The organism is Chryseobacterium joostei, from assembly GCF_003815775.1.
Lineage (GTDB): Bacteria > Bacteroidota > Bacteroidia > Flavobacteriales > Weeksellaceae > Chryseobacterium > Chryseobacterium joostei.
In genome coordinates this window covers 4,124,860-4,150,847 of record NZ_CP033926.1, presented here as the reverse complement: position 1 = coordinate 4,150,847, position 25,988 = coordinate 4,124,860, and the positions used below count along the sequence as shown (strand labels likewise).

Below are 25,988 nucleotides of genomic sequence, written 5' to 3'. Positions count from 1 at the left end.
TAGTTGGTTACATAAAATACATTGGTATTGTAATGTGAATAGCATCACTTATCATCGTCAATGTGATTTTAAAAATTGGTTAATTAATGTGTTGGTAAGTTTTAGAATTTGTGATTTCTTCTTCTTGATGAAGCAATCGAGTGTTTGAAAAAATGTGGTCATAGTTGTTGTATTTTTATTACAATACAAAAGTATTTGTGACCAACGTCAAAACTCGTCGTGTTATATTTTTTGGTATAAAAAAATTATAATTATTAAAGCATGAGTATATAAGTATTAACCAAGACGTGTTCTGATATAAAATTTTCCCAGTCTATTTACTGTATTTTTTGAATTGGAGGGATCCTAGCCTTTGTTTAGAATTAAAATCATTCTCTTTCTCTTTTAACTTACAGCCATCATAGCAAAGTATACAATAACAAAAGGGGCCAACTCCGAAGAATTGACCCCAAAACATTAACTGTTTATTGACTGAATTATGATATTTCTTTATTTCCAGCCGCCACCCAGACTCTTGTAGATATCCACCACAGTGCTTAGCTGTTTTTGTTTGGCTTCTATAAGCTCCATTTTGGCATCCAGTGCATCTCTTTGGTTCAAAAGAACTTCAAGATAATCTGCTCTGGAGTTTCTGAATAATTGATTGGCAATATCAATGGACTGATCCAGGGCTTTTGTCTCCTGAGATTTTAATTGATAATACTGATCTATATTTTTGATCTTAGACATTAGATTGGCTACATCCAAATAAGCATTCAGAATAGTTTTATCATATTCGTACAATGCTTGTATCTGTTTTGCATCCGCAGTCTGGAAGTTGGCTTTAATAGCACTTTTATTAATAAGCGGTCCTGCCAGTTCTCCAACCAGATTATAGGCTATAGACTCAGGCATTTTTACTAAATAAGATGGCTTGAATGCTTCCAACCCTAGTGTTGCGGAGATTTCCAGGGAAGGATAAAACTCTTTTCTCGCTGCTTCAACATCCAGTTTTGAAGATTTTAGTTCCAATTCTGCCTCCTTAATATCAGGACGATTGGCCAATAATTGTGACGGAATCCCGGTATATACAGTCGGCGGAATAGTAGACATGAAGTTCTCCTTTGTTCTGATAATCGGTTGTGGATATCTTCCCAATAAAGCATTGATCTCATTCTCCTTTTCCGTAATCTGCTGACGAATGGTATATTCTGAAGCCTTGGACTTTGCCAGTTCTGCTTCAAATTTCTTCACAGCCAGCTCTGTTGCAGCTGCAGCCTCTTTCTGAATCTTGGAAATCTCCAAGGCTCTTTGCTGAAGCTTAATATATTGCTGTATGATATCCAATTGATTATCTAGAGCCAATAATTCATAATAATTATCTGCAACTTCCTCAATAAGATTAGACAACACAAAGTTTTTACCTTCTACTGTAGAAAGATAGTGAGCAACCGCTGATTCCTTTTCTGTTCTCAGTTTCTTCCAGATATCAACTTCCCAATTGGCCATTAATCCGCCACCGAAATTACCTAGTGGATCAGGCATTTCTCTTCCTGGTTCTATCTCTGTAGTAGCATCCCCGGCTCCTTCACTGGTATAACGTCCTGCTTTTTTCAATCCGGCACCTATCCCTGCTGAAACAGTTGGGCTTAATCGGCCCTTTTTAGCTAAAACTCCACTCTTGGCAATTTCAATTTCCTGAAGAGTGATAAGTAGCTCCTGATTGTTCTTTAAAGCTGTTTCAATAAGGCTTACCAGGTTTGGATCGGTAAAAAACTGTCTCCAAGGGGTTGTTCCACTGTTATTATTGGCGTCTTGTTGTTCTTCCTGATTGAAGTTTTGAGGTATATTGGTCTTAACTTCATCTTTTATGACTGTAGCCATTGGAGCCTTACAACTTGCTAAAACAAGAGATAAGGCAATGGCAGCTATTATATTTTTAGTCTTCAAATTTTCCATCATGTTCATAAGGTTCAGTTTGTTCTGTTAAAGGATTTTCCTCTTCATATTTTGCCAGTCTCGACTTTTCAGCAATGGTTCCAAAGATGTAATACAATCCCGGAATAATCATCAACCCGAAGACCGTACCTATCAACATCCCTCCTGCTGCTGCTGTACCAATGGTTCTATTTCCTACGGCTCCAGGGCCTGTTGCAATAACCAAAGGAATCAATCCCGCAACAAAGGCAAAGGAAGTCATCAAGATCGGACGGAAACGGATAGCAGCTCCCTCTATAGCAGCTTTTGCAACCGGAATTCCCTCTTCTGCTTTTTTCTGTACAGCAAATTCTACGATCAATACGGCATTCTTACCCAAAAGCCCGATAAGCATAACCATAGCCACCTGTGCATAGATATTATTCTCCAATCCTAGAAGCTTCAAGCATAAAAATGCTCCGAAAATACCCGTAGGTAAGGATAAAATTACCGGTAACGGAAGAATAAAACTCTCATACTGCGCAGAAAGAATCAGATATACAAACCCTAAACACACCAGGAATATAAATACGGCTTCGTTTCCACGGCTTACTTCATCTTTGGAAATACCTGCCCAGTCAATACCAAATCCTCTTGGGAGTGTTTTATCTGCAACTTCCTTAATGGCTTGAATTGCCTGACCACTACTATATCCCGGCGCCGGAGTTCCACTCACCTCTGCTGAATTATACATATTGTGCCTTGTGATTTCTGATAAACCATATACTTTTTCAAGATGCATGAAGTCCGAATAAGGTACCATTTGATCCTTATCATTTTTAACATATAATTTTAAAAGATCAGTAGGTAACGCACGATATTGTGGACCTGCCTGAACAATTACCTTGTATGGCCTGTCGAAACGGATAAAGCTGGTCTCATAGTTGGAACCTATCAATGTTGATAAATTATCCATCGCCTTTGCAATTGTTACTCCTTTTTGTTCTGCAAGATCATTATCTACCTTAAGCATATATTGTGGAAAACTGGCTGAATAAAATGTAAATGCAGATCCTAGCTCCGGTCGTTTCTTCAATTCTTTAACAAAGTCATTACTTACCTGTTCCATTTTATGGTAATCGCCGCTTCCTGCTTTATCCAGTAAACGTAACTCAAACCCTCCTGCAGCACCATACCCAGGAATGGATGGTGGCTGGAAAAATTCAATATTGGCTCCCGGAATATTTTTAGCTTTTTCTTCCAGTTTTTCAATGATCTCCGCTGCAGACTCCTTACGTTCTTCCCAACTTTTAAGGTTGATCAGACAGGTTCCTGAGTTAGATCCTGTACCCTCTGTAAGAATCTCGTATCCTGCAAGAGAAGAAACAGACTGTACCCCATCAACATCTTCAGATTCTCTTAAAAGCTCCTTAGCAATCTGATTGGTTCTTTCCAAAGTAGATCCCGGAGGCGTCTGAATAATTGCATAAATCATTCCCTGATCTTCTGCCGGAATAAATCCTGAAGGAAGGGAGTTACTCAAGAAATAAGTACATGCACAAAATGCCAGTAACAATGGTAACGTAATCGTTTTTTTCGTAACCGTTTTATTAAGCATTTTCTCATATTTTCCGGCACCTTTTGTAAATAGGTTATTGAACTTATCTAGGAAAATACTTATCAGTGTTTTCTTTTTTGCTTTCCCATGATTATTTCTCAGGATTAAAGCACATAATGCCGGTGTAAGCGTAAGGGCTACAACTCCTGATAAGATAATGGAGGAAGCCATCGTAATAGAAAACTGACGATAAAATACTCCCACTGGTCCGGACATGAATGCAATCGGGATAAATACAGATGCCATTACCAACGTAATTGCAATAATTGCCCCACTGATCTCGTGCATTGCTTCTTCCGTGGCCTTTAATGGAGAGAGATGCTTTTCCTCCATCTTGGCATGAACTGCTTCTATTACAACAATGGCATCATCTACAACTACCCCAATCGCCATTACTAAGGCGAAGAGTGATATCATATTTAGCGTAATTCCGAAAGCTGACATTATCGCAAAGGTTCCTACTAATGACACCGGAACTGCCAGTGCCGGAATTAATGTCGAACGCCAGTCTCCAAGAAAAAGAAATACAACAATTGCTACCAATATAAAGGCTTCAAATAAAGTATGTATAACCTTTTCCATTGAGGCATCAAGGAATCTGGAAACATCATAGCTGATATCATAATGCATCCCTTTTGGAAAATTATTTTTTTCCAGTTCTGCCATTAAAGTTTTTACATTTTTGATAACGTCACTCGCATTGGATCCATAAGACTGTTTTACAGTGATTGCAGCAGAAGGTTTACCATTCAACGTAGAATAAATATCATACATTGAACTTCCGAATTCAATATCTGCAACATCTTTCAAACGTATAGACTCACCATCAGGCTTTGCCCTTAGAATGATATTTCCATAATCTTTTTCATTATTAAAACGACCCGGATACTTTAGTACGTATTCAAAAGACTGCGAACGTTTTCCAGAACTTTCTCCCGTTTTACCCGGAGATGCTTCCAAACTTTGTTCATTCAGGGACTCCATTACTTCATCAGCTGAAATATTGTAGGCAGTCAGTCTGTCCGGCTTAAGCCAGATACGCATTGCATATTCACGGGTTCCAAGGATATCGGCAAAACCAACCCCACTTACCCTTCTCAATTCGGACATCACATTGATATCTGCATAATTGAACAGGAATTTCTGATCGGCTTTAGGATCGTCACTGTACAGGTTAATGTACATCAACATATTCGGTTCTTCACGGGTAATTTTCACCCCTTCACGAACTACCAGCGGTGGTAATTTATTTACTACTGAAGATACACGGTTTTGAACGTTTACGGCAGCTACGTTGGGATCTGTTCCCAAGTCAAATACTACCTGAATAGAAGCTTCTCCATCATTACCGGCATCCGAGGTCATGTACTTCATGCCCGGAACACCGTTTAACCCTCTTTCTAATGGAATAACAACAGATTTAATCAATAATTCGTTGTTGGCTCCAGGGTATTCTGCGGTGATGTTTACCTTAGGTGGAGAAATAGATGGGAACTGGGTCACCGGAAGTTTTACCAATGACAAGATCCCTAAAAACACAATAATCAATGAGATTACAATAGACAGAACAGGTCTGCGGATGAATTTCTTAAACATACTACTTCACTTTAGAGACCATTACTCTGCTTTTAATTTCAATGATTGAAGAACTTTTTTAGGATCCTGGAATTTTGTTTTCACTTTCTGATCATCCTTCACTTTCTGAACACCCTCCAAAAGAATTTGATCTCCTTTTGAAATACCAGAGCTTACCACATACAAATCCTGAAGTTCATAGCCAATTTTTATATTTCGGGATTTTGCTACTCCGTTTTTGTCTATCACAAATACATATTTCTGATCCTGGATTTCATAGGTTGCTTTCTGCGGAATGATCAATGCATTGTGAACCGGCATGGTCATCTGAACCTTTCCGGTTTCACCGTTTCTCAAGAGTTTATCCGGATTGGGAAATTTTGCACGGAAAGCAATATTCCCTGTTTCATTGTCAAATTCTCCTTCAATAGTCTGGATCTCTCCTTTTTGTGAATAGGTTTCTCCATTAGCGGTAATCAAGGAAACCTGATTGCTTCCTCTGTCTGCTGCATGGGTTTGATAACTCAAGTATTCAGGTTCAGAAACGTTGAAATACGTATAGATACTTGTATTATCTGATAATGAAGTTAAAAGATCACCTTCATCCACCAAGCTTCCAAGCTTTAAAGGAATTCTATTGATTATTCCGGAGAACGGAGCCTTGATATCTGTAAAAGACAGGTGAATTTGTGCCAGTTTCATTTCTGCATTGGCTGCATCCAGTTTAGCTTTTGCCATTGCTTTTTCATTTTTAGAAACAATATTGTTTCCAGCTAATGTACTTGCATTTTTCAGCTCAATGGAGGCTTGCTCTACTTCAGCTTTTGCCTTTAGTAACTCAGCCTGATACAGTTTTGGCATAATGCGGAATAAGGTTTGTCCGGCCTGAACATACTGCCCTTCGTCTACAAAGATTTTCTCAAGAAAACCTTTCTCCTGTGCCCGAACCTCAATGTTCTTTACAGATTGGATCTGAGCTACATATTCTTTGTTAATCACAGTATCCATCACTACCGGTGAAGTTACCGGATAGGTTGTTACTTCTTCTTTTTCTTCCTTTTTCTTGTTGCAACTAACAGCAAGTAACAGGATACTCAGTGCAATGCCTGAGGTAACTCTTTTTATCATAATTCTAGAGTTTATATAAATCGTTAATGTTTTGAAATAGAAATGGTAATAGAAGATAATACGATGTGATGATTACCAGCAAACACAGCGTGAAACCTCCCCACCTGAGGTCAGGCAGAAAATAAATGGAAAAAATGAATTTTTAAATTCTAATGGAACGGATCAGAATAAACCTTTTGGTAGCAAGACCAAAAATAAAACCGTGAATATCCGGATTAAACCGTTTTTTGTTTTTTAACCCAAAAATATAGATCAAACTGAAAACACCTGCAAAAACAACAATTGCCTGAAATACATCAGACAGTTGAAAATCATTCTCAGTAAGTTCCAGACTAGAATTGTCTACATTATCTGCCATCTGCTGAACCGAAAGTTTTTCATAGGTTTGATTCAGACGGTTGGCTCTTTTGGGCATATGATGAGAAACATGACCAGAGTAGTCATTTCGAAGTGTTTTAACGTTAAGTCTGCTTTCCACTACAAAGAGCAGAAAAAGACCTGTTAAAAAATATACTATAAAGTTTCTCATTTTGAAGTGGCAAATGTACACTTAGATTATGATATCATCATAATAGATTAACAAAATTTAACGCTTCTTTAAATAACCTGAAATCAAAATTTTATTAATTTTTCAATGGCTATTTTTTAGCATTCATCAATTTTATTAAGTGTAATTGAAATTTTTATAAGAACATATTTAATAGTATTTCACACTACAATTTAACCTTAAATAAAAACCCATTAATTATTTCTAACCTTATTTCAGGTATTTATAAAAGATAATACTATACAATAAATAGCGAAGCAAAATTCAATGTACTTTCTCTTCTACAGCTTCCACACGGAAGATTTTGTAATAGTGATGTAATCCGGTTCTTTTCTCAGGTATATTAAAATTTTATTCCGAATTAATTCTTCATCTCGGGAAAACGCAAACACACAAAGCTAATTTTTATCATGATTTTCAATTATTTACAAAACCCTATTGGCATTCTATGATATTTAAATTACTTTTGCCGAAAATTTAAACCACAAATGAACAATGAATAAACTATCCTTTTTCCTATTGAAAATAAAACTGTTAAAAATTCCGAATTAACTATTTCAATTTCAAACTTTTTATCTTAATAATTACTTTTCGTTTTCTGAATAATGTCTTAAAAAGGTGACAAACAGCTCCTTTATTTAAACATAATGTTAGTTTATGTAAAATTAACATATAATTAGTAAAAATATTTGTATTTTTATATAGTATTAACACCATAATTCATGAAACACTTTAAAATCACTTATCACTATGAAAAAATTATTATCAACAATCCTTTTGGGGTTGGCAGTTCTTTCCTCAACAGCGTGTAAACATCCCGGAAAAGAAGCTGAACAAATTACTTCCGTTAATCCTGAAAATACAGATGACATTTCAAAAGATGTATATGTTGACAGCTATGGAGAAAAAATAGAAGTAACCATCAATCGTTCTAAAAATACAGCTACCGTACATTTAAACGGTAAAACTTATGACCTTAAAAAAAGTGATGCTTTGCCTGAGTATACGGCCTCCAATGAAGAGTATCAATACTCTGAAATTAAAGGCAATATAACTTTTTTAAAGAAGAATGTAGATATGGTGCTCTTCCATCTTAAACAGGCAAAAAAAGAATCAGGACCTGCAAAAATGGCATCGTATTAGCATAGGAACAAAACATAATATTTAAAATTAAAAATTTATGAAAAGCTTATATTATTATTTATCCGCTCTTTTCCTAGCTGTATTTCTAGTTTCTTGCCAGACTCAAACTGCAAAGAAGCCTGCTACAACTGATATTACAGGAAAAACATGGAAATTAACGGAGCTTAATGGCCAGCCGATCAAATTGAAAAATCCAAAAAACAATCCTTCGTTCAAACTTAACATGGACGGAATGAGATATGAAGGTCATGCAGGATGTAATGGTTTGGGAGGTACTTTTGAAATCAAGCCTGAAATCATGAGAATTAAATTCAACCAAGGAATGTCTACCATGATGGCTTGTGAAGATCTGGATATTGAAAACCAGTTTACAAAAGCAATTCTTGCTGCAGACAACTATTCTGTTAACGGGAATACATTAACTTTAAACAAAGCAAGAATGGCTCCTTTAGCTAAATTTGTTCTTGAATAATTGTATCCTTTTACAATAAAAATATAAAGACGCCTTATTTCTATAGGGCGTCTTTTTTTATAGGGTATGAAATATTTTATGCTTTTTTACTGTATATAATATAGCAAATCAGAAGACATATATTAACCAATACAGCAAATGAATTTGATATAATAATAGGCAATTCATCCTTCATAAAGCCATACCAAACCCACAATGATAGCCCGGAAATAAGCACCAAAAGCATAAGCAAGGATATCTCTTCTACATTTTTTTCCCTGATCACCTTTACAAGTTGCGGAATCATGGATACGGAAGTCAGTATTCCTGCTATTATTCCCAGTAGGTTTTCATTCATAAGCTATATTTTTGAAAAAATGAATTTCTTCAGAACTAATGTAGTTACTTAAATCTATTCCATGAAACTTCATCGTGCAGCGGAATATTTTCTTCTACAAAACGGAATAAATCCCTTGAAAAATAGCAGCCATTCAATATTCCTCGTGCCCCCAATCCGTTAAATACATACAAATTATTAAAAGTTTCGTGTCTTCCTATAATTGGTCTTCTATCTTTTACAGTGGGTCTGAAACCAAAGTTAGCCTCCTCCACTTCAAAATCGTAGGGATAAAATTCTGAAAGTCCTTTCACCAATTGAGCAACCGCAGAGTCATCAATATGATGATGAAGCTGCTCTCTGTCATAGGTTCCGCCATAGAAATGGATACCATTTCCTGTCGGGAAGAGAAAATGTTTCTTCTTAATCGTTATATTCTCGGGAATTGGCTGAGAAAGCTTGACTTTTATATGATGACCTTTATTTGCATTCACAGAAATTTCAGAAAAGTATGGATTATTTTTCACTCCCATTCCCTCACAAAAAATAATATTTTTGAAGCTGAAGTCTTTATAAGAAGATTCGGATGGGTCAAGTTTATCATACTCGAATTTTTCTTTCATCAAAAAGGCATTTTTTTCAAAATAACTGAATAAACCTGCGAAAAATCCACTTACATTCAATCTGGCAGACTGATTCACCTTTCCGGTCTGAAAATCATTTTTTACTATGTTTAAAGACTCAAATTTTTGATCCAAAAAATTTGATAATTCTTCATTTCCTGATTTCTTAAGCCAAAGCTTCTGTTCATTCTCATCATGGAAAATTCTGTGTATTGGAGCATTGATGAGGTAATTCTCTCCAGTATATGACTCAATTTCCTTAAGACTGTCTTTAAGAAAATCTATTTGCTCCTGTGCTTTCCAGAATGTGGTAAACTTCTTAAGAACAACGGGATTAATAATCCCCGCAGAAACCAGAGAGGCACTTTTCCTCTCTTCAGAATAGATCACAAATGACTTGTTATTCTTAATTAACTGGTGTGCAAAAAAGAGTCCGGCATACCCATCTCCTACAATAATATAATCTACATTTTTCATAATAAAAAAACCTGAGTAAAAATACTCAGGTTTTATATAAATATCAAGTGAAATCTAGTAATTCCACATATCATTTTCCATTTCAAGGATCTGCGACTTGATTCTGTTGCTTTCCTCTAGCTGATCATCAGCATCTTTAGGGATATAATCCTTAATAGTACCATCTCCTAAACCGCCTGAAGATTTATAAATGACAGAAGAGAATCTTCTTGCATTGATAATATCATCGAAAGAAAGGTCTGCAGAAGAGTTTTTTCTATTGAAAACATAATTGTTTGCCAAAATATCTCTTGCATTCGGATAGAAAATCCAGAATAGGTCAATAAGCTCGTCATTGCTTGCAATTGGCTTACCATCTGGTCCTATAACTCCTTGTACTGCTGGATCTGGTCCCATAGCTGCAATACCAAGAGGTCTGTATTTCATTTGTCCGTCTCTCTTATCTACGAACCACATACCCATTATTTTAAGAACTTTTACTTTATCAGTAGTCGTTTTAAATACGTCGGTATATTCTTTCTTCTCTTGTTCAGTTAATTGTCTTCCTGAGTTTAAGATATCGATTGCGGCATCATTGATTCTCACATTCTCTAATCTTTTCTGTATTCCTTCAGGTGAAAGTTTCACAGTAAAGTTTTCATCATCATACACCTGCTCAATTTTACCGGTTAAAGCTGCATCTAACAGTAACTGATATAGAGATCTTGTAGGTGTAGAAAGAAGACCGTCCGGATTGTCATAATAGAATGGCTGATTAATCTTGTCATTCATATCAATGATTTCCCAAACAAACATACTCTTAAGAATGTCCTTATCTTCAACAAATCCATATTCAAGAGGTTTTACTGTTTTATCAATAATAGTATCACCAACTTTTTGTTTATTCTCCGCTCTCATCTGTCTAAACTCTTCTGGAGAAGAAGCGTTCAGAATAGTTTGGGAAAATGCAAATCCCGAAACTAATACTAAAAGGGTGCTAATATATTTTTTCATAATAAATTACAATTTTAGTCCTATTGAACATTAATAATTATAGGAGTAATGTTTTTAATCTGTTGTCCTTCCAAACCTTGAGCTGTTGCTTTAATATCGAAGATAGAAACTACGTCTCCAGATCTTAGGTTCTTGATTAATCCTGCAGCTTCATTTAATGAATTTCCGTGGATCAATAATGCGGCTCTACCAGGTACTCTTACCATGAACTGAGTTACATTGAATGAAACCGGGAAGTCAAAATCAGGAATCGCTGCCTGTACAGATTGATTAGGAATAGAAGTTGCCGGCATGGACAATACATTCTGACCTCTCATCTGACCTTGAGGTGGCGGAACATTCTTAATTCTATATTCAAATACCTGAGATACAGATTTACCGTGTGGATCTACTCCAGATAATGTCAATTTCACTGTAGTACCTGTTGAAGGCTTCACAATCCATTTACCAGGTCCTGTATTTCTTACACTAGCTCCCGGAGCTGATAATGAAAGTTTAGAATTGTCTGCACCTAAGATTGATCCTGAAACAGGGTTCTCAAGTCCTCTATACATTACATTCATTTTATCAGCAGAAAGTAATAATCCTTTTTCAAGTTTTACTTCTCTAGGGCCTGCGATTACATTATAGGTATGTGTCCAAGGGAAAACTTGCGCCTTACCTGTAGCATCTGTTAAAGTAATTGTACCACCTAGTTTATGTTCACCAATTCCAGAACCTGAAATTGCAATGGTACCTTTACCATTCTCATCCTTGCTTACGCCAGAAATCTTAATCTTGTTACTATTGGAGTAGTTACCCAACATTACTTTTATTTCTGCCTGTTTACCCGCTTGGATATCTGTAGGACCAGAAACAATTGGCTCATAGCTTGTAAACTTGATGCTAGCATCTACTTTTTCTTGTAGCAATAATGCCAATGCATCAGACTGAACGTTTCTGGCATCATTTTGGATAATCTCCAAGTTAGAAATTGCAGCAATTAATGGCTGATGATAAAATTTATTTTGGAACCAAGTCTTGTCATTTGGAGATTTTCCTTTAGGATACTCTGCAATAAGAGACTTATTCGCTCTCTCAACTAGGTCATTAAGTTGAGGATTTTTACCAAAAGTAGCATTAATGTAATTTCTTACATCATCAATTTTAGCTTTTAGGTCTGTAGCATTTTTTGATGGTGCATTTTCATCTCCTTCTTTAAAGAAGTATTCAGTGGTTGCTTCATTGTTATTCAATGCAGCAAAGTTTTCACTTACATCTATCTCTTTTCCTGTTTTAGGATCTTTGTCATGAAACTCAGATTGTTTCTTTAACAAGTCTTTGATATCCTGAGCAGATTTTACCAATACATCAATCTTAGTCTTCAATACTTTGTAGTCTTCCCAAGGTTTTGCGTAGGTATCCGGAACCTGCTGAGCCTTAGCTTCCAGCGTTCTTTCAAAAATCTTTTCGTTCTTTTTTTCTGTTAAAGTTCTTGTATCATTTAACGCTCTGGTAGAATCATAATATGATCTGATGATCTCTGCATCAATATTTAGGGCCATCATCGCGATGAACACCAAATACATTAGGTTGATCATCTTCTGACGAGGGGTCTGTTTTCCTTGTGCCATTCTCTTTTCTTTGTTTGTTGATTAAGTAGTTTAAGTAATGGTTAGGAATTAAGATTTCATAGCAGTTAGCATACCACCATAAACTCTATTTAAGTTATTAAGATTAGACGTTAAACCTTGTAGCTCTTGATTGAATTTCTCAGAATGCTCTACAGATTTTTGCATATCTGAAACATATTTAGTTGCAAATTCAGCTTGCTTCTTTCCACTTTCCAATTGCATAGCATATAATGCATTCATACTTTCCATATGCTGAGCAGCCTTGTTCAACTGATCATTATATTTATGAGTAGAAGCAGAAACGTCTACAGTTTGGTTAATTTGATCTACAGAACTTGAAAATTTATCGATTCCTGTTCTTAATCTTTCGAATAACTGAACATCTAATCTAGCGTCTTCAAGCATTTTATCTAATTTGGTAGAAAGAGAGTTTTCTAATTCAGCAAATTGAGCTGCAGCGTTGTTATTTCTAGAAGATACGTTAGAATGTAATGGGTTTGGGTTAGCATGCTTATCCAATAATTCAGGATAAACATTTTCCCAAGCATAAGACTCCTCAGATTTTGGTGGGTCAAATGCGAAAATAATAAAGATAATCGCCTCTGTAATAAGCCCTACAGTAAGAGCGATATTACCGTTAATTGGTCCCAGGGTAATGTGAGTAATTTTAAGCCAAGCTCCAAGAATTACAATTGCAGCACCGAATGAATAGAAGAAATTCATCCAAGCATCTTTAGTCTTAAACATATTGAGTTAGTTTTTTTAATGTTAAATAAAATTGTTATTGAAAAATAATTGTCTGGTTTATTATCTGTTAACTCTTCTTGGCTTAACAGCTGCTTCAGGAATATCCTGTACAGTTCTAAATCCGATATAGCTTCTTGCTGAATCTTTTCTTTCCCAATCTCTGGCCCCCGTCATTAACGCATATCCTATATCTTTCCAAGATCCACCTCTTACAGATTTCTTAGTATCCTTTTTATCTTTAGTAGAAGGATTTAATGTAGAAGAGAATCCATATGAAGAATTGTTGTATGCAGATTCTGTCCATTCAGAAACGTTTCCAGCCATATCAAATAACCCAAATCCATTTTTCTTAAATTTCTTAACTGGAGCTGTATATGTATAAGTACCTTTTTTCTCGTCTTCCATGTAGTTACCTCTCTTCGGTTTAAAGTTTGCCAGGTAGCAACCTCTATCATCCATTAGATATGGACCTCCCCAAGGGTAAGTAGCATTTTGCATTCCTCCTCTTGCAGCATATTCCCATTCTATTTCGGTAGGAAGACGGAACTGCAATGGTCTTTGTTTTTTTCTTTTTAAACTTTCGTTGTAATCTGTTTTCAATTTAGATCTGAAGTTACAGTAAGCTCTTGCCTGATCCCAGGTTACCCCAACTACCGGGTAGTCTTTGTAAGCCTTGTGCCAGAAATATTGTTCGAATAATGGCTCATTGTAAGCAAAGTGGAAATCCTTTACCCAAACAGTCGTATCAGGATAAATCGCAATACTTTGACTCTTTAGGTAATTGGCTCCTCTTTCATTATCTGCAAGTGCAGCATCCATATCTCCCCAACGGTAAGTATACTTAAGTTTACTTACATCTAAAATTCTTTCATTTCCGATTCTTGAAGAAGCAGGTAGATACAGAGATTCTAAAACTTCCGCGTATTCTACGTCCGGATATTTTGATGTGCTCCAGTGTAGAGGAATTTTCCAGTCTAATCTTTTGCTTGCATCATAGCTTCCGTCTTCTCGGCCACCCTGGCCTTCCATATATTCTTGATAAGGTGTTAAGTTTTCTTCTTTCTTAGCAAGGTATGCATAGTCTCCTATGCTAGCTCCTTTACGCCCTCCTTCATCACCACCTTCTCCGGCAGCTTCAGCAAGTAGAGTTCTCGCAATAGAGTCTCTTACATAGTTGATGAATACCCTGTATTCTGAATTGGTAGTTTCTGCTTCATCCATGAAGAAAGAAGAAACAGTAACAGTCTTCAATGCTGCTTTTTCAGGTGTATTTGTTGGATCCTGATCTGCCAGACCAGCAACAAATGAACCTGCAGGAATTGCAACCATTCCGTATGGTCTTTCCGCAACAAATGATTTTGTTTTTTCTCTTGGTATCAATTCTCCTTTTGTTCCTGGCTTCCCTACAGAAGAGCTGCCACCACCAGAACAAGATACCGATGCTACCGACGCAGACAATAATAAAAGAAATATCCTTTTCATGTTAATTTTTATAATTAAGCCGTAAATATATAATTTTTTTAAGAAACTTTTAAGATTTTTTTTGAAATAACGGAAGAAATCTAAATTTATTTTATTTACAACTACTTTTTATTCCACAGTCACAGATTTCGCTAGGTTTCTCGGCTGATCTACGTTTGCACCTCTATATACTGCTATGTAATAAGCAAGCAACTGTAAAGGTACTGACGCTACTATAGGAGAGAAACATTCTGATGTTTCCGGAATTTCAATAACATAATCTGCCATTTCGCTAACCTGACGGTCACCTTTATTAACGACAGCGATAACTTTTCCTTTTCTTGCTTTAATTTCCTGAACATTACTCACAATCTTATCATAGTGTCCTTTTTTAGGTGCTATAATAACAATTGGCATATTTTCATCAATTAAGGCAATAGGACCATGCTTCATTTCAGCAGCCGGATATCCTTCAGCGTGGATGTAAGAAATTTCTTTTAATTTCAAAGCTCCTTCTAATGCTGCAGGATAGTTGTATCCTCTTCCTAAATAAAGGAAATTTGTTGCCTTCACGAAGTCTTTTGCAATTTCCTGAGTTAGTTCATGAGTTGTAGCTAATACTTCTTCAATCTTCTTAGGAATAGCATCCAGTTCAGCAATTAAGCTCATAAATTCAGCATTACCCAGATTTCCGTTGTGCTTACCTAGCTTGAAAGCAATTAGGGTAAGGATCGTAAGCTGTGCTGTAAATGCTTTTGTAGAAGCAACTCCAATTTCAGGACCTGCATGCGTATATGAACCAGCATCTGTAATTCTTGCAATGGAAGAATCCACCACGTTACATATACCATATATAAATGCACCTTTTTCTTTTGCTAATTTTAAAGCAGCCATTGTATCCGCTGTTTCTCCTGATTGAGAAATTGCAATTACAACGTCTTTATCTGTAATGATAGGGTTTCTGTATCTGAATTCTGAAGCATATTCTACTTCAACCGGGATTCTAGCATACTCTTCAATCAAGTATTCTCCAATAAGTCCCGCATGCCATGATGTACCACATGCTATAATTGTGATTCTATTAGCATTCTTGAATCTTTCTAAATGATCCCAGATTCCAGCCATCTTGATAATTCCCTCATCTACAAGAAGTCTTCCTCTCATCGTATCGTGGATAGACTTAGGCTGTTCAAAGATTTCTTTAAGCATGAAATGCTCATATCCACCTTTTTCAATTTGCTCTAAGCTTAACTTAAGCTCTTGAATTTCAGGCTCAATTTTAGAATTTTCATTAATTGTTCTGATATCTACTCCGTTTTCCAGAGATATAGTCGCCATATGGCCTTCTTCAAGGTAGATTGCTTCTTTTGTAAACTCTACGAAAGGAGAAGCATCAGAAGCAATAAAATATTCTTTATCTCCAATACCGATTGCTAAAGGAGAACCTAATCTTCCTACAACCAAAACTCCAGGATAATCCTCATGAAGAACTGTAATGGCATATGCTCCATATACTTCGTTCAACGCATATCTTACTGCTGTTGGAAAATCAATCTCAGGATTAAGATCCATAAAATACTGAACCAGGTTTACCAATACTTCAGTATCTGTTTCAGATTGGAAAGTAAATCCTTTTTCGGCCAGCATTTTCTTAATGGTATCATAATTTTCAATAATACCATTATGTACAAGTGCTATTTTTCCATTATTTGACAAATGTGGGTGAGAGTTTCTATCACTAGGAACTCCGTGAGTTGCCCAACGGGTGTGTCCCATACCAATTTTGGCTGTTCCTTTCAATTCTTTCGAAATATTCACCAAATCCTCTACCTTCCCTTTTGTTTTTTGTACTTCAAACTTATTGTCTGAACCTTCTAAAACAATTCCTGCACTGTCATATCCTCTGTATTCCAATCTTCTAAGACCGTTAATTACGATCTCATAAGCATCTTGAAAACCTGTATATCCTACTATTCCGCACATATTTTTTGTCTAGTGTTTTATTGTGTTTTAATTTATTTTCTTTGTTGCATAGGTAACCATCAACTGAATTTTATTGGCATTCGAAGCATCACTTCCTACAAAAATAGCTCTGTTCATATCGATTGCTCTTGTGGTAAATTTAGCACCAGCTGCCGCTCCTTGTGAATTTTTCACAAAAGTTCCCAAGTTAACAAGCAATGGTCTATTTTCCAACTCCGCCGCAGTAGCAGTAGCTGGCCTTTCAACAATATTCTTCAATGTCTTTGTCACTACGAAGTCGTAGTATTCAGGAGTTGTATCTGTTTTCTTACCATAAATATACATATTAAGTCCAGCCACTACATCTGATGAAAAACTTAAATTTGAATAATCAAGTTTACCATCTTTAAGTACCAGTGGTACCAATGTAAATTTGCGGTCTCCATCTACAGAATGTGTATTTTTCCAGGTTAAAGGATCTGCATACATCCTAATTTTAGCACCTACAATACCTATTTTATCTTTTGCAAATAATTCTTTAAGCTTATTAATTGTCTGATCAGGAATCTGAAGTCCTATTGATGGACCTCCCATTCCCTGAACATAAAGTTTTGGATCACCATCAGTCTTATTGATTGCATTCAATACATCTTTCACTTTAGATGTTGTTCTGTCATATTCATATTGACCAATATGAGCATTCAGGTTTCCTAGGTTAAACTTAAGCGTTGTTTGTGGCCTTGATGCTACACCGTTTTCAGTCTTATCATATTTATAATACATGATCAATTCCATATCATCTGGTGAGAACTGGAAAAGATATCTATCAGTTTCCTGTACAGAAAGCTTAATCCCTTTAAAGTATCTGGTAAAGTTGGAAGCATCCTGAAGTTCAGGTTTTCCTTTTTTATCTATAATATGGGTTTTGAAGAAATCTGTATTGCTTAATTTAATTCTGAATCCAAGATTTCCGGTAAACAAATTAGAATTATCAGATTTTTTTGTAACAGTTACCGTACTTACGTTTCCATCAAAAACAGCAGATCCTAACAATTCACCAGTACTAATATTTGCATTAGAACGCTGAAATGATTCATTATTGGTATCTAAAAATGTAGTAACTTCATGTACATTAATCGTCATGGATTTAGAAGCCCCACCTATTTTACCATATTTACGAACAGGGTAAGATTTCTTTTCGATAGAAACCGGAACCGTTTCCGTACCCACCATAAAGTCATTTTTGTCATATGCTCCAGGTGCCTTTATAGAATCGGCAATATAATAAGTATCATCCATAGTATTAGCCGGAGGTCTTACTACCAGTACCACAGAGTCTATTTTAGCATTATCCCCGTTGAAGTCAAAATTATCTACAGGCATTCTCAGTTGGGTAACATAAGATGCTTTCTGCATTCCAAACTGGCTTTCTGTAAAAGAACCAAGAACCCCGGCACTTAAAGCCACTCCTGTTCCACTTAATCCGGTAATAAGCTTAGAAGCATCACTTCTTACAGTGTCATTATTATTAATATTATAAGCAATAATAGGATATGAAACTTCTTCACCCTTTGCTGCATCTTTATTAAAGAGTTGCTCACCAAGAGAATCTGGATCTGGTTCACAATTATAAAGAATTGCACTTCCGAAAATCGCCAATGAAAGTATGGCGAAAGTCTTTTTAAGATTATGAGTCATTAAAAATGTGTTTTTAATAAAGTTGATTTATAGAATCTACGTCAAGATACTCCGACTTTTGGATCGTCGTTTCGTTAAAAGCCTTATCAAGGTCTTCATCCAGAAATTCATCTCCTTTTACAACGGCATCTACATAGTTCATACTTTCGATAACAAAACTTTTGATTGTTGGATTATCTAACGCTTTTAATCCTGAAATATTATCGAACTTTAGCTTTTCATCAATCTTTTTATCAAGGTCTGCATCTTTCTCATTGTATAGGGAAAGAACAATTTTAGCATCCTTGAAGTAAGTATCTGATTCGTAGTAAGTCTTAAGATAAATTGGAACAAAAGAAGACATCCATCCATTTAAATGGATCACGTCCGGAACCCAATTCAGCTTCTTGATTGTTTCAATAACCCCTCTGGCAAAGAAAATAGCTCTTTCGTCGTTATCGTCGAAAGGCGTTCCCTCATCATCAAAATAGTATTGCTTTCTTTTGAAGTATTCTTCGTTATCAATAAAGTAAACCTGCAGTCTTTCCCCCGGAAGAGACGCTACTTTAATGATTAGAGGCTGATCCAGGTCATTGATAATAATGTTCATCCCCGAAAGACGGATCACCTCATGAAGTTGGAATTTTCTCTCACTTATTTGTCCAAATCTTGGCATAAAAACTCTTACATCATTGCCTTCATTGTGCATCTTAAGTGCCATTTTGTTTACAACAGCAGCCATATTCGTGTCTTCTTGGTATGGATACATCTCTGTCGTAATGTACAGTATTTTTTGATTCGGCATAAATTTTCTATCTAGTTTTTGTAAAAATGCTTTAATGTGCAAAATTACAAAAAAACATCCAACATTATTTTAATTAACATTTTTTTACGAAATTTCCCTTTCCCAAACTATTAAAAACACACTTTATTATATGATATTTTTAGTATTTTTGAATAAGTATTAAAATAAACTATGGAAGTTATAAAAAACAGGAAAATCCTTCAGGACTTCATTGAAAGACAGAAGGAAATGGGGAAAAAAATTGGCTTCGCCCCTACGATGGGAGCTCTGCACAAGGGGCATCTTTCCCTGTATGAAGAAGCAAAAAAGGAGAATGACCTTGTTATTTCTTCAATTTTTGTAAATCCGACCCAATTCAACAATCCTGAGGATCTTGAAAAGTACCCAAGAGACATTAACAGGGATATTTTAATCCTGGAAAACTCCGGACTTGTAGATGCTGTCTATATCCCGGAAGTGACAGATATTTACCCTGAAAAGGCAGAAAGCCAGCATTATGACTTTGATGGATTGGAAAATGAAATGGAAGGGAAATCCAGACCGGGACACTTTGACGGTGTAGGAACAGTTGTAGAAGAGCTTTTCAGACAAATACAGCCGGATGTTGCTTACTTTGGTGAAAAGGACTTTCAGCAACTTGCCATTATCAGAAAAATGGTTGACAAGAAACATATTCCTGTTAAAATAAAAGGAGTTTCTATTTACAGAGCAGAAAACGGACTGGCATTAAGCTCAAGGAACCAAAGGCTTCATGAAGATAGAAAAGAGGCCTCAAAAATCATTTATGAAACTTTAAATAAAGTAAATGACTGGTTCCGAACTGTTACAATACCCGAAATTAAGGAACGTGTAGAAGATATTTTTGACGAACAACAAGGAATGCAACTTGAATACTTCCTAATTGCGGATGAAAATACTTTACAGGAAACTGATTTCTTCTATAAAGACAGAAATTTCAGAGCCTTTATTGTAGTGGTTGTGGATGGAGTAAGATTAATTGATAATATGCATTTGGATTAGTATAACAATCCATATATACTTTATAAAACAAGAACTCTGATGGTAACGTCAGAGTTTTTTTGATTTATTGTAATAAGAACCAATTAACCAAATAATTATGGGAGAAAAAAACAATACCACAGAAAAGATTCCTGTTGCAATATTTTTAATAATCTCACTTTTTGCTTCAAGAAATAGTAGACAAAAAAATTCAAAGCCGATGATAGAACCACCTCCTAAAATATAACCATATGATCTGGTATCTTTAAATTTTACTTTTTCTTTATTGGATTTTATATAGGCACGAATTATATGATATAAAAAAATCACAAAGAAAATTCCGGCAGACAATAATACTGCAACAATCATCCACGCTAATTCTTCATCAATAATACTAATATCACTCATATTTTTTTAGAATTGATTATTAATACAAAAATCAAAGGCCTCTTGAAAGAGACCTTTGAAACACCAAATCACAAAATATTAATATGAAAAAAATTTACTTTTCAGTAAACTTGTGACCCGGCTGGGATTCGAACCCAGGACCCATACATTAAAAGTGTATTGCTCTACCAGCTGAGCTACCGAGTCGGCCACAATTAAAATGAAATTGTTTTCACTATAATTATAAAATTTTCTTTGCAGTGCCTGCGACTGGACTCGAACCAGCACATCCTTAGGAAACCACCCCCTCAAGATGGCGTGTCTACCAATTTCACCACGCAGGCAACAAAACTACAGGTATCGTAATTTTATTGCTAGTGACCCGGCTGGGATTCGAACCCAGGACCCATACATTAAAAGTGTATTGCTCTACCAGCTGAGCTACCGAGTCGGCCACTTACCTAACAAGTTTTCATTTAAGTAATGCCCCTTGTTTTAAGTGGTGCAAAGATATGACTTTTTTCTTTATCTCAAAACTTTTTCGCAAATTTGTTTAAAAAAAATTCATGATAATTTCACTAATTGGATACATGGGGTGTGGCAAATCTCACATTTCCAAAATATTAAGCGAAAAAATAGATTTTAAACTGATCGATCTTGATAAAGAGATTTCCAGAAAGAGTAAATTAACCATTCCTGAAATATTCGAAAAAAAGGGGGAAATTTACTTTAGAAAGCTTGAAAGAGAAGCCCTTGAAGAAATATTGGCTTCTGAGGAAAATGTAGTTTTAAGCCTTGGCGGAGGAACTCCAGTATATTATAACAATATGGAGATCATCAATCATAACTCTAAGAGTATATTTCTAAGAGCTTCTGTGGGAACTTTGGTTGAGAGGCTTTCCAAACAGAAAGAAAAAAGGCCAATCATTGCCAATATTTCAGATGAAGATCTACCGGAATTCATAGCCAAACATCTATTTGAAAGAAATCAATTTTACAGTAAAGCTCAGTTCAGCATCGGCACAGATGCCAGAGAACCGGACGACATTGTAAAAGAAATAATAGAAAAGCTCTATCACTAGAGCTTTTTTATTTTAATTTTAATCTTCACTTTCGGTATCATCAGCAGTTTCTCCGAAGAAATCATCCCAATCTGTAAAGTCTGCGGCGATATCATTACCTACATAGTCATCCATATCTCTCCTGTCCTTTTTCGTAGGTCTTCCCTCTCCTTTATTTCTGTAATAATCCTGTGACATTTTGCGAAGTTTCAGAAGTTCATATTGTTCCTTATCTGTTACATCCTGTATATGCATTGGAACTAATTTTGCCCCAATTCTGCTTTTAGGGATCTGAATCACTTTTATTTTATAATCAATTTGATTCTTGCGGATCTTAATAACATCTCCTTCTTTTACCTCCTTAGATGACTTTACGGCAGAGGTTCCTATGGAAACCCTATTCTTTTTAATCTCCTCTGACGCAATATTTCTAGTCTTATAAAAACGAATGCTCCACAAAAATTTATCTATTCTCATAATTTTTTATACTTTTGCCGTTATATTATTTGTAAAGTAATTAAAGTTTTTTGAAATGAAAAAAATATTTTTATATATCCTTGCGGGATCTTTGTGTTTTTCTGCATGTAAAAAAGATGATGAATTGGATTATTATGTAGAGCCGGAAGACATCAACGTCCAGAATAGCTATGATGAACAGGCTATTAATAAATTTATGGATGAAAATTATCTTGATGTACAAGGAAATATAAAACCTTTCAGTGCTACCGATACTGCTGATGATAAGGAAAAGAAATTATCTGCACTAGACGTTAAAAGGCTTCCTTCAGGAACAATTTATATCATGAGAAATGGTGCACAACCAGCTCCAACTGACGCTCAACCAATCTTAGAAGGGAATATTATTAAAATAATGGGTAGAGGTTATTCTTACCTAGCTGCTGATAACAATGGAAGTGTAGTATTTACAGCAAAATCTGCATTTCTAAATACCATAGATGGAAGTACTCTTCCTTTGATAGATCCAATGTATTATCACGTTAAAAAAAGTGTGTTAGATAAAGCGACCACTACAGCAGCACAGCAACCCGGTTATTATGAAATAGCAGGATTTAAGGAAGCATTGCAAAAATTCAGTTCTTTTAATGATTTACCAAGTGAAACTCCTTATAACTTACAAGGGGTAATCATTGTGCCATCAAAAGCAGCTTTTGCAAGAAATGCTCATTATCAATATCTAGGGCAAACTTATAGAAATAAGTCTTTTGTTTTCAATTTCCAAATCTATGGAAGTAAAACGAGAACTCCAGATCAAGACTAAAAAATATAAACAAATAAAAAACCGCCTACCACAGGCGGTTTTTTATTTATAAACGTTTTCAAGAACTTTATATAAAGAGGGTTGATTAAGATCTTAAAATCTCACTTTATGAGCCGAAAACCTGTAAGAACCTCATCTTTATTATATCATAATTCTAGTTCACAAGATCTTATTTGTAAAGCAAAAAAATCAGAATAGACAATATGCTATTCTGATTTTTTTATGTTTTAAATCATCTGCTTAAGACAGCTTTATTTATTCTGTTATTAAGATCTTGCTTTTTGCTTTACATTTCCTAAAATATCCGGGAAATATAGGTCTGCAAGATGGTCGAATTCATCTCCTCTCATAAACATTGTTGCATCTACTTCTTCATAGGAACTTCTTCCGGCTGCAGCAATTAGCTCATTGCAGGTATGAAGTGTGTTTTTATGGAAGTGATACACCCTTTCCGCCTTGTCCGTCACATCAAGTCCTTTAATAAGCATTTTATCCTGTGTTGCAACTCCCGTAGGACAGTTGTTTGAATTACATCTTAATGCCTGAATACATCCTAAAGAGAACATAAATCCTCTTGCATTGTTACACATATCTGCTCCCATAGCAACCGCTCTTAAGATATCTAAACTCGTAAGAACTTTACCACTGGCAATAACTCTTAATTTATGTCTAAGGTTATAATTGTTCAATGTTCTGTTTACAAATATCAAGGCTGGCTCCAAAGGCATCCCTACTCCATCTGAGAATTCAGGTGGTGCTGCACCTGTTCCTCCTTCTGCTCCATCAATAGTAATAAAATCAGGGTAAATCTTCAGTACATTCATTTGTACACAGATATCCTCAAATTCTTTTGTATCACCAATACAAAGCTTAAACCCAACTGGTTTTCCTCCTGAAAGTTCTCTTAGCTCCTGTACAAACCTTAATAATCCGGCCGCATCAGAAAAAGAAGTATGAGATGGTGGTGAAATAACGGTCATACCAGGTGTTACGTGACGAATTGCAGCAATTTCCGGAGTGTTTTTAACCCCTGGAAGTACTCCTCCATGCCCCGGTTTTGCTCCTTGTGATAATTTGATTTCTACCATTTTCACATTAGGAAGTGTAGAATATTTTGCAAATAATTCAGGATTAAATTTCCCCTCATCATCACGACATCCAAAGTATCCTGTTCCAATCTGCCAGCATAAATCTCCTCCTTCCATGTGGTAAGGTGAAATTCCTCCTTCTCCTGTATTATGATAAAAATTCCCTTTTTTTGCTCCTCTATTCAATGAAATCTGTGCTCTGTCACTCAAAGCTCCAAAACTCATTGCTGAAATATTAAACAGTGATGCATGGTAAGGCTGTGTACATTGCTCTCCCCCTACCCAAACTCTTGGTAGCTCTTCTGAAGGAGATTTAGCATAAATTGAATGCTTAATTCCCTCATATTTTCTATGATTAACTTCCAGCTGTGTACCAAAAGCAACCGTATCACTTAAGTTTTTAGCACGTCTGTATACTGCAGAACGCTGATTTCTTGGAAAAGGCTTCCCATCGGTCTCCCTTTCTATGAAATATTGCTGCATTTCCGGTGAAATACTTTCGAAAAAATACCTGAAGTACCCCAGCACAGGGAAGTTCCTCAAAATAGCATGTTTCGATTGGTAAGCATTGTAAACACCCAATGCATAGATTGCGGATAACAGCGTAGGTATCCAATAATGCGCTCTGATTAGTAATGCTACAGCCCATGTAGCAAGTACTAATACAATTCCCCAAGATAAAAACTTATCTCTCATGAATGTAGTATTTAAAGTTAAAAATAAATTTAGTGGAAATTTTGCAAAGAGCCTATGCTTTTGCTAAAAAGTTTTGGTAAGAAGATTGCACAGAAACTGTGCCATCTGACAGGATTTTTTCTAAATTTAGAAATTCGATTTGATTGACGAATGCAGGATCAAAGTCTTTCTGAACTCTCACATAATTTTCTGTGAAGCCAAACATTTTCCCGTCTTTATTTTCATGCTCCCAAAGTACAGGAAGCGTTTTTCCTAGCTGCGTCTGATAAAATGCCATTTTTTTCTTTTCAGAAAGAATTCTAAGCATTTTATTACGTTTTTTTCTTTCTGGAATAGGAACAACATCACCCATTTCTGAAGCTTCCGTATTTTCTCTTTCAGAATAAGTAAATACGTGAAGATAGGTAATTGGAAGATTATTAAGGAAATTATAGGTTTCCATAAATTTCTCCTCTGTTTCTCCTGGAAATCCTACAATCACATCCACACCAATGGCTGCGTCAGGCATTACCTCACGGATTTTGTTTACTCTATCATTATATAGCTTAGTAAGGTAACGACGCTTCATTTTTTTCAATAAATCATCGCATCCAGACTGTAAAGGAATATGAAAATGCGGAACAAAGCTTCTGCTTTTAGAAACCAGCTCTATACTTTCATCCTTTAAAAGGTTAGGTTCAATGGAAGAGATCCGGATTCTTTCGATTCCGTCTACTTTATCCAGTTCAGAAATTAGATCAAGAAAAGTATGTTCGTGTCTTTTGTTACCGAACTCACCTTTACCATAATCACCAATGTTTACACCGGTAAGTACAATTTCCTTGATATCTTTAGCTGCAATTTCTGTAGCATTTCTCAGAACATTTTCAATAGTATCTGAACGAGAAATTCCTCTTGCCAATGGAATGGTACAATAAGTACACTTATAGTCACATCCATCCTGAACTTTCAGAAAAGCTCTTGTTCTGTCACCGATAGAATAGCTTCCGATAAAGAAATCAGTTTCTTCAATCTCACATGAATGAACAATTCCTTCATTGTCAGTTTTCTCTAAATCGTCAAGGTAGCTTAGAATATTGAATTTTTCTTTAGCTCCCAAAACAAGATCAACTCCCTCAATCTGTGAAATTTCTTCAGGCTTCAACTGTGCATAGCAGCCTACAATAACAACCAATCCCTCTGGATTAGCCTTCATTGCTCTCTTTACATGCAGCTTACACTCACGGTCAGCATTTTCTGTTACCGAACATGTATTGATTACATAGATATTTGCTCTTTCATCAAAGCTTACCTTATCATAACCTGCATCTGTTAATTGACGGGCAATAGTAGATGTTTCTGCAAAGTTTAATTTGCAGCCAAGTGTATGAAACGCGGCAGTTCTGTGAAAAGTAGACATTTGTTACTCCTGAATTTTATGGGTGC

General features: G+C 35.7%; 22 protein-coding genes and 3 tRNA genes. 5 read left to right on the top strand and 20 right to left on the bottom strand.

What is annotated here, in order from left to right:
• Positions 1-489 precede the first annotated feature (489 nt).
• From EG359_RS19020 to EG359_RS19005, 4 genes are all read right to left on the bottom strand, one after another.
• Positions 490-1,947, bottom strand: a complete 1,458-nt coding sequence (locus EG359_RS19020) for a TolC family protein (protein ID WP_076356432.1) — start codon at positions 1,945-1,947, stop codon at positions 490-492.
• Entirely contained in the window at positions 1,919-5,110 is a 3,192-nt protein-coding gene (locus EG359_RS19015) for an efflux RND transporter permease subunit (protein WP_076356430.1), read from the bottom strand. The genes EG359_RS19020 and EG359_RS19015 overlap by 29 nt, the downstream gene beginning before the upstream one ends.
• A 21-nt stretch (positions 5,111-5,131) precedes the next feature.
• Positions 5,132-6,214, bottom strand: coding sequence for an efflux RND transporter periplasmic adaptor subunit (locus tag EG359_RS19010; RefSeq protein ID WP_076356741.1), 1,083 nt, complete (start codon positions 6,212-6,214; stop codon positions 5,132-5,134).
• Positions 6,215-6,359: 145 nt separating this feature from the next.
• Positions 6,360-6,746, bottom strand: coding sequence for a hypothetical protein (locus EG359_RS19005; protein ID WP_076356428.1), 387 nt, complete (start codon positions 6,744-6,746; stop codon positions 6,360-6,362).
• A 768-nt stretch (positions 6,747-7,514) separates the two neighbouring features.
• Between EG359_RS19005 and EG359_RS19000 the strand changes: the two genes are divergently transcribed.
• Together EG359_RS19000 and EG359_RS18995 are read left to right on the top strand one after the other, a co-directional pair.
• On the top strand, positions 7,515-7,907 hold the full coding sequence (locus tag EG359_RS19000) for a hypothetical protein (protein WP_076356426.1): 393 nt from the start codon (positions 7,515-7,517) through the stop codon (positions 7,905-7,907).
• A gap of 37 nt (positions 7,908-7,944) precedes the next feature.
• Positions 7,945-8,379 (top strand): META domain-containing protein, encoded by a 435-nt coding sequence (locus tag EG359_RS18995; protein WP_076356424.1) that lies wholly within the window; start codon positions 7,945-7,947, stop codon positions 8,377-8,379.
• 76 nt (positions 8,380-8,455) lie between these two features.
• Here the strand turns inward: EG359_RS18995 and EG359_RS18990 are convergent, their stop codons facing one another.
• The 9 genes from EG359_RS18990 to EG359_RS18950 all read right to left on the bottom strand — a co-directional run bounded on the left by EG359_RS18990 (position 8,456) and on the right by EG359_RS18950 (position 19,053).
• Positions 8,456-8,716 carry a SemiSWEET transporter gene (locus EG359_RS18990; protein WP_076356422.1) on the bottom strand — a complete coding sequence of 87 codons (261 nt, stop codon included), beginning with the start codon at positions 8,714-8,716 and terminating at the stop codon, positions 8,456-8,458.
• A 44-nt stretch (positions 8,717-8,760) separates the two neighbouring features.
• On the bottom strand, positions 8,761-9,795 hold the full coding sequence (locus EG359_RS18985; protein ID WP_076356420.1) for an NAD(P)/FAD-dependent oxidoreductase: 1,035 nt from the start codon (positions 9,793-9,795) through the stop codon (positions 8,761-8,763).
• Between the two features lie 54 nt (positions 9,796-9,849).
• Positions 9,850-10,788: a type IX secretion system ring subunit PorN/GldN gene (gene porN, locus EG359_RS18980; RefSeq protein WP_076356418.1), complete on the bottom strand. Its 939-nt coding sequence runs from the start codon at positions 10,786-10,788 to the stop codon at positions 9,850-9,852.
• Between the two features lie 20 nt (positions 10,789-10,808).
• On the bottom strand, positions 10,809-12,401 hold the full coding sequence (gene porM / locus EG359_RS18975; RefSeq protein WP_076356416.1) for a type IX secretion system motor protein PorM/GldM: 1,593 nt from the start codon (positions 12,399-12,401) through the stop codon (positions 10,809-10,811).
• 48 nt (positions 12,402-12,449) lie between these two features.
• The gene (gene porL, locus EG359_RS18970; RefSeq protein ID WP_076356414.1) at positions 12,450-13,148 is read right to left on the bottom strand and encodes a type IX secretion system motor protein PorL/GldL; all 699 of its coding nucleotides are present in this window, start codon (positions 13,146-13,148) and stop codon (positions 12,450-12,452) included.
• Positions 13,149-13,208: 60 nt separating this feature from the next.
• The gene (porK, locus tag EG359_RS18965; protein ID WP_076356412.1) at positions 13,209-14,630 is read right to left on the bottom strand and encodes a T9SS ring complex lipoprotein PorK/GldK; all 1,422 of its coding nucleotides are present in this window, start codon (positions 14,628-14,630) and stop codon (positions 13,209-13,211) included.
• A gap of 108 nt (positions 14,631-14,738) precedes the next feature.
• Positions 14,739-16,592: a glutamine--fructose-6-phosphate transaminase (isomerizing) gene (gene glmS, locus EG359_RS18960; protein ID WP_076356410.1), complete on the bottom strand. Its 1,854-nt coding sequence runs from the start codon at positions 16,590-16,592 to the stop codon at positions 14,739-14,741.
• A gap of 27 nt (positions 16,593-16,619) precedes the next feature.
• On the bottom strand, positions 16,620-18,269 hold the full coding sequence (locus tag EG359_RS18955; protein ID WP_076356408.1) for a DUF4270 family protein: 1,650 nt from the start codon (positions 18,267-18,269) through the stop codon (positions 16,620-16,622).
• Between the two features lie 13 nt (positions 18,270-18,282).
• On the bottom strand, positions 18,283-19,053 hold the full coding sequence (locus EG359_RS18950; RefSeq protein WP_065396536.1) for a glycogen/starch synthase: 771 nt from the start codon (positions 19,051-19,053) through the stop codon (positions 18,283-18,285).
• 171 nt (positions 19,054-19,224) lie between these two features.
• On the opposite strand from EG359_RS18950, the gene panC reads away from it, so the two are divergent.
• Positions 19,225-20,073, top strand: a complete 849-nt coding sequence (gene panC / locus EG359_RS18945; RefSeq protein WP_076356406.1) for a pantoate--beta-alanine ligase — start codon at positions 19,225-19,227, stop codon at positions 20,071-20,073.
• 48 nt (positions 20,074-20,121) lie between these two features.
• Here panC and EG359_RS18940 read toward each other — a convergent pair whose 3' ends face one another.
• The 4 genes from EG359_RS18940 to EG359_RS18925 form a co-directional block, all read right to left on the bottom strand.
• Entirely contained in the window at positions 20,122-20,460 is a 339-nt protein-coding gene (locus EG359_RS18940; protein WP_076356404.1) for a hypothetical protein, read from the bottom strand.
• Positions 20,461-20,573: 113 nt separating this feature from the next.
• Positions 20,574-20,646 (bottom strand) — tRNA-Lys (locus tag EG359_RS18935).
• Between the two features lie 54 nt (positions 20,647-20,700).
• A tRNA-Leu gene (locus EG359_RS18930) sits at positions 20,701-20,783 on the bottom strand.
• Between the two features lie 34 nt (positions 20,784-20,817).
• A tRNA-Lys gene (locus EG359_RS18925) sits at positions 20,818-20,890 on the bottom strand.
• 115 nt (positions 20,891-21,005) lie between these two features.
• On the opposite strand from EG359_RS18925, the gene EG359_RS18920 reads away from it, so the two are divergent.
• Positions 21,006-21,521, top strand: a complete 516-nt coding sequence (locus EG359_RS18920; RefSeq protein ID WP_076356402.1) for a shikimate kinase — start codon at positions 21,006-21,008, stop codon at positions 21,519-21,521.
• 18 nt (positions 21,522-21,539) lie between these two features.
• Here the strand turns inward: EG359_RS18920 and EG359_RS18915 are convergent, their stop codons facing one another.
• A complete protein-coding gene (locus EG359_RS18915) occupies positions 21,540-21,977 on the bottom strand; it encodes an RNA-binding S4 domain-containing protein (protein ID WP_076356400.1) in 438 nt (145 codons plus the stop codon).
• A gap of 55 nt (positions 21,978-22,032) precedes the next feature.
• Here EG359_RS18915 and EG359_RS18910 point away from each other — a divergent pair, with 55 nt between their 5' ends.
• The gene (locus EG359_RS18910; protein WP_076356398.1) at positions 22,033-22,779 is read left to right on the top strand and encodes a hypothetical protein; all 747 of its coding nucleotides are present in this window, start codon (positions 22,033-22,035) and stop codon (positions 22,777-22,779) included.
• Positions 22,780-23,045: 266 nt separating this feature from the next.
• Here the strand turns inward: EG359_RS18910 and EG359_RS18905 are convergent, their stop codons facing one another.
• On the bottom strand, positions 23,046-24,563 hold the full coding sequence (locus EG359_RS18905; RefSeq protein ID WP_076356396.1) for an FMN-binding glutamate synthase family protein: 1,518 nt from the start codon (positions 24,561-24,563) through the stop codon (positions 23,046-23,048).
• Between the two features lie 52 nt (positions 24,564-24,615).
• Positions 24,616-25,962, bottom strand: coding sequence for a tRNA (N(6)-L-threonylcarbamoyladenosine(37)-C(2))-methylthiotransferase MtaB (gene mtaB, locus EG359_RS18900; RefSeq protein ID WP_076356394.1), 1,347 nt, complete (start codon positions 25,960-25,962; stop codon positions 24,616-24,618).
• Positions 25,963-25,988 lie beyond the last annotated feature (26 nt).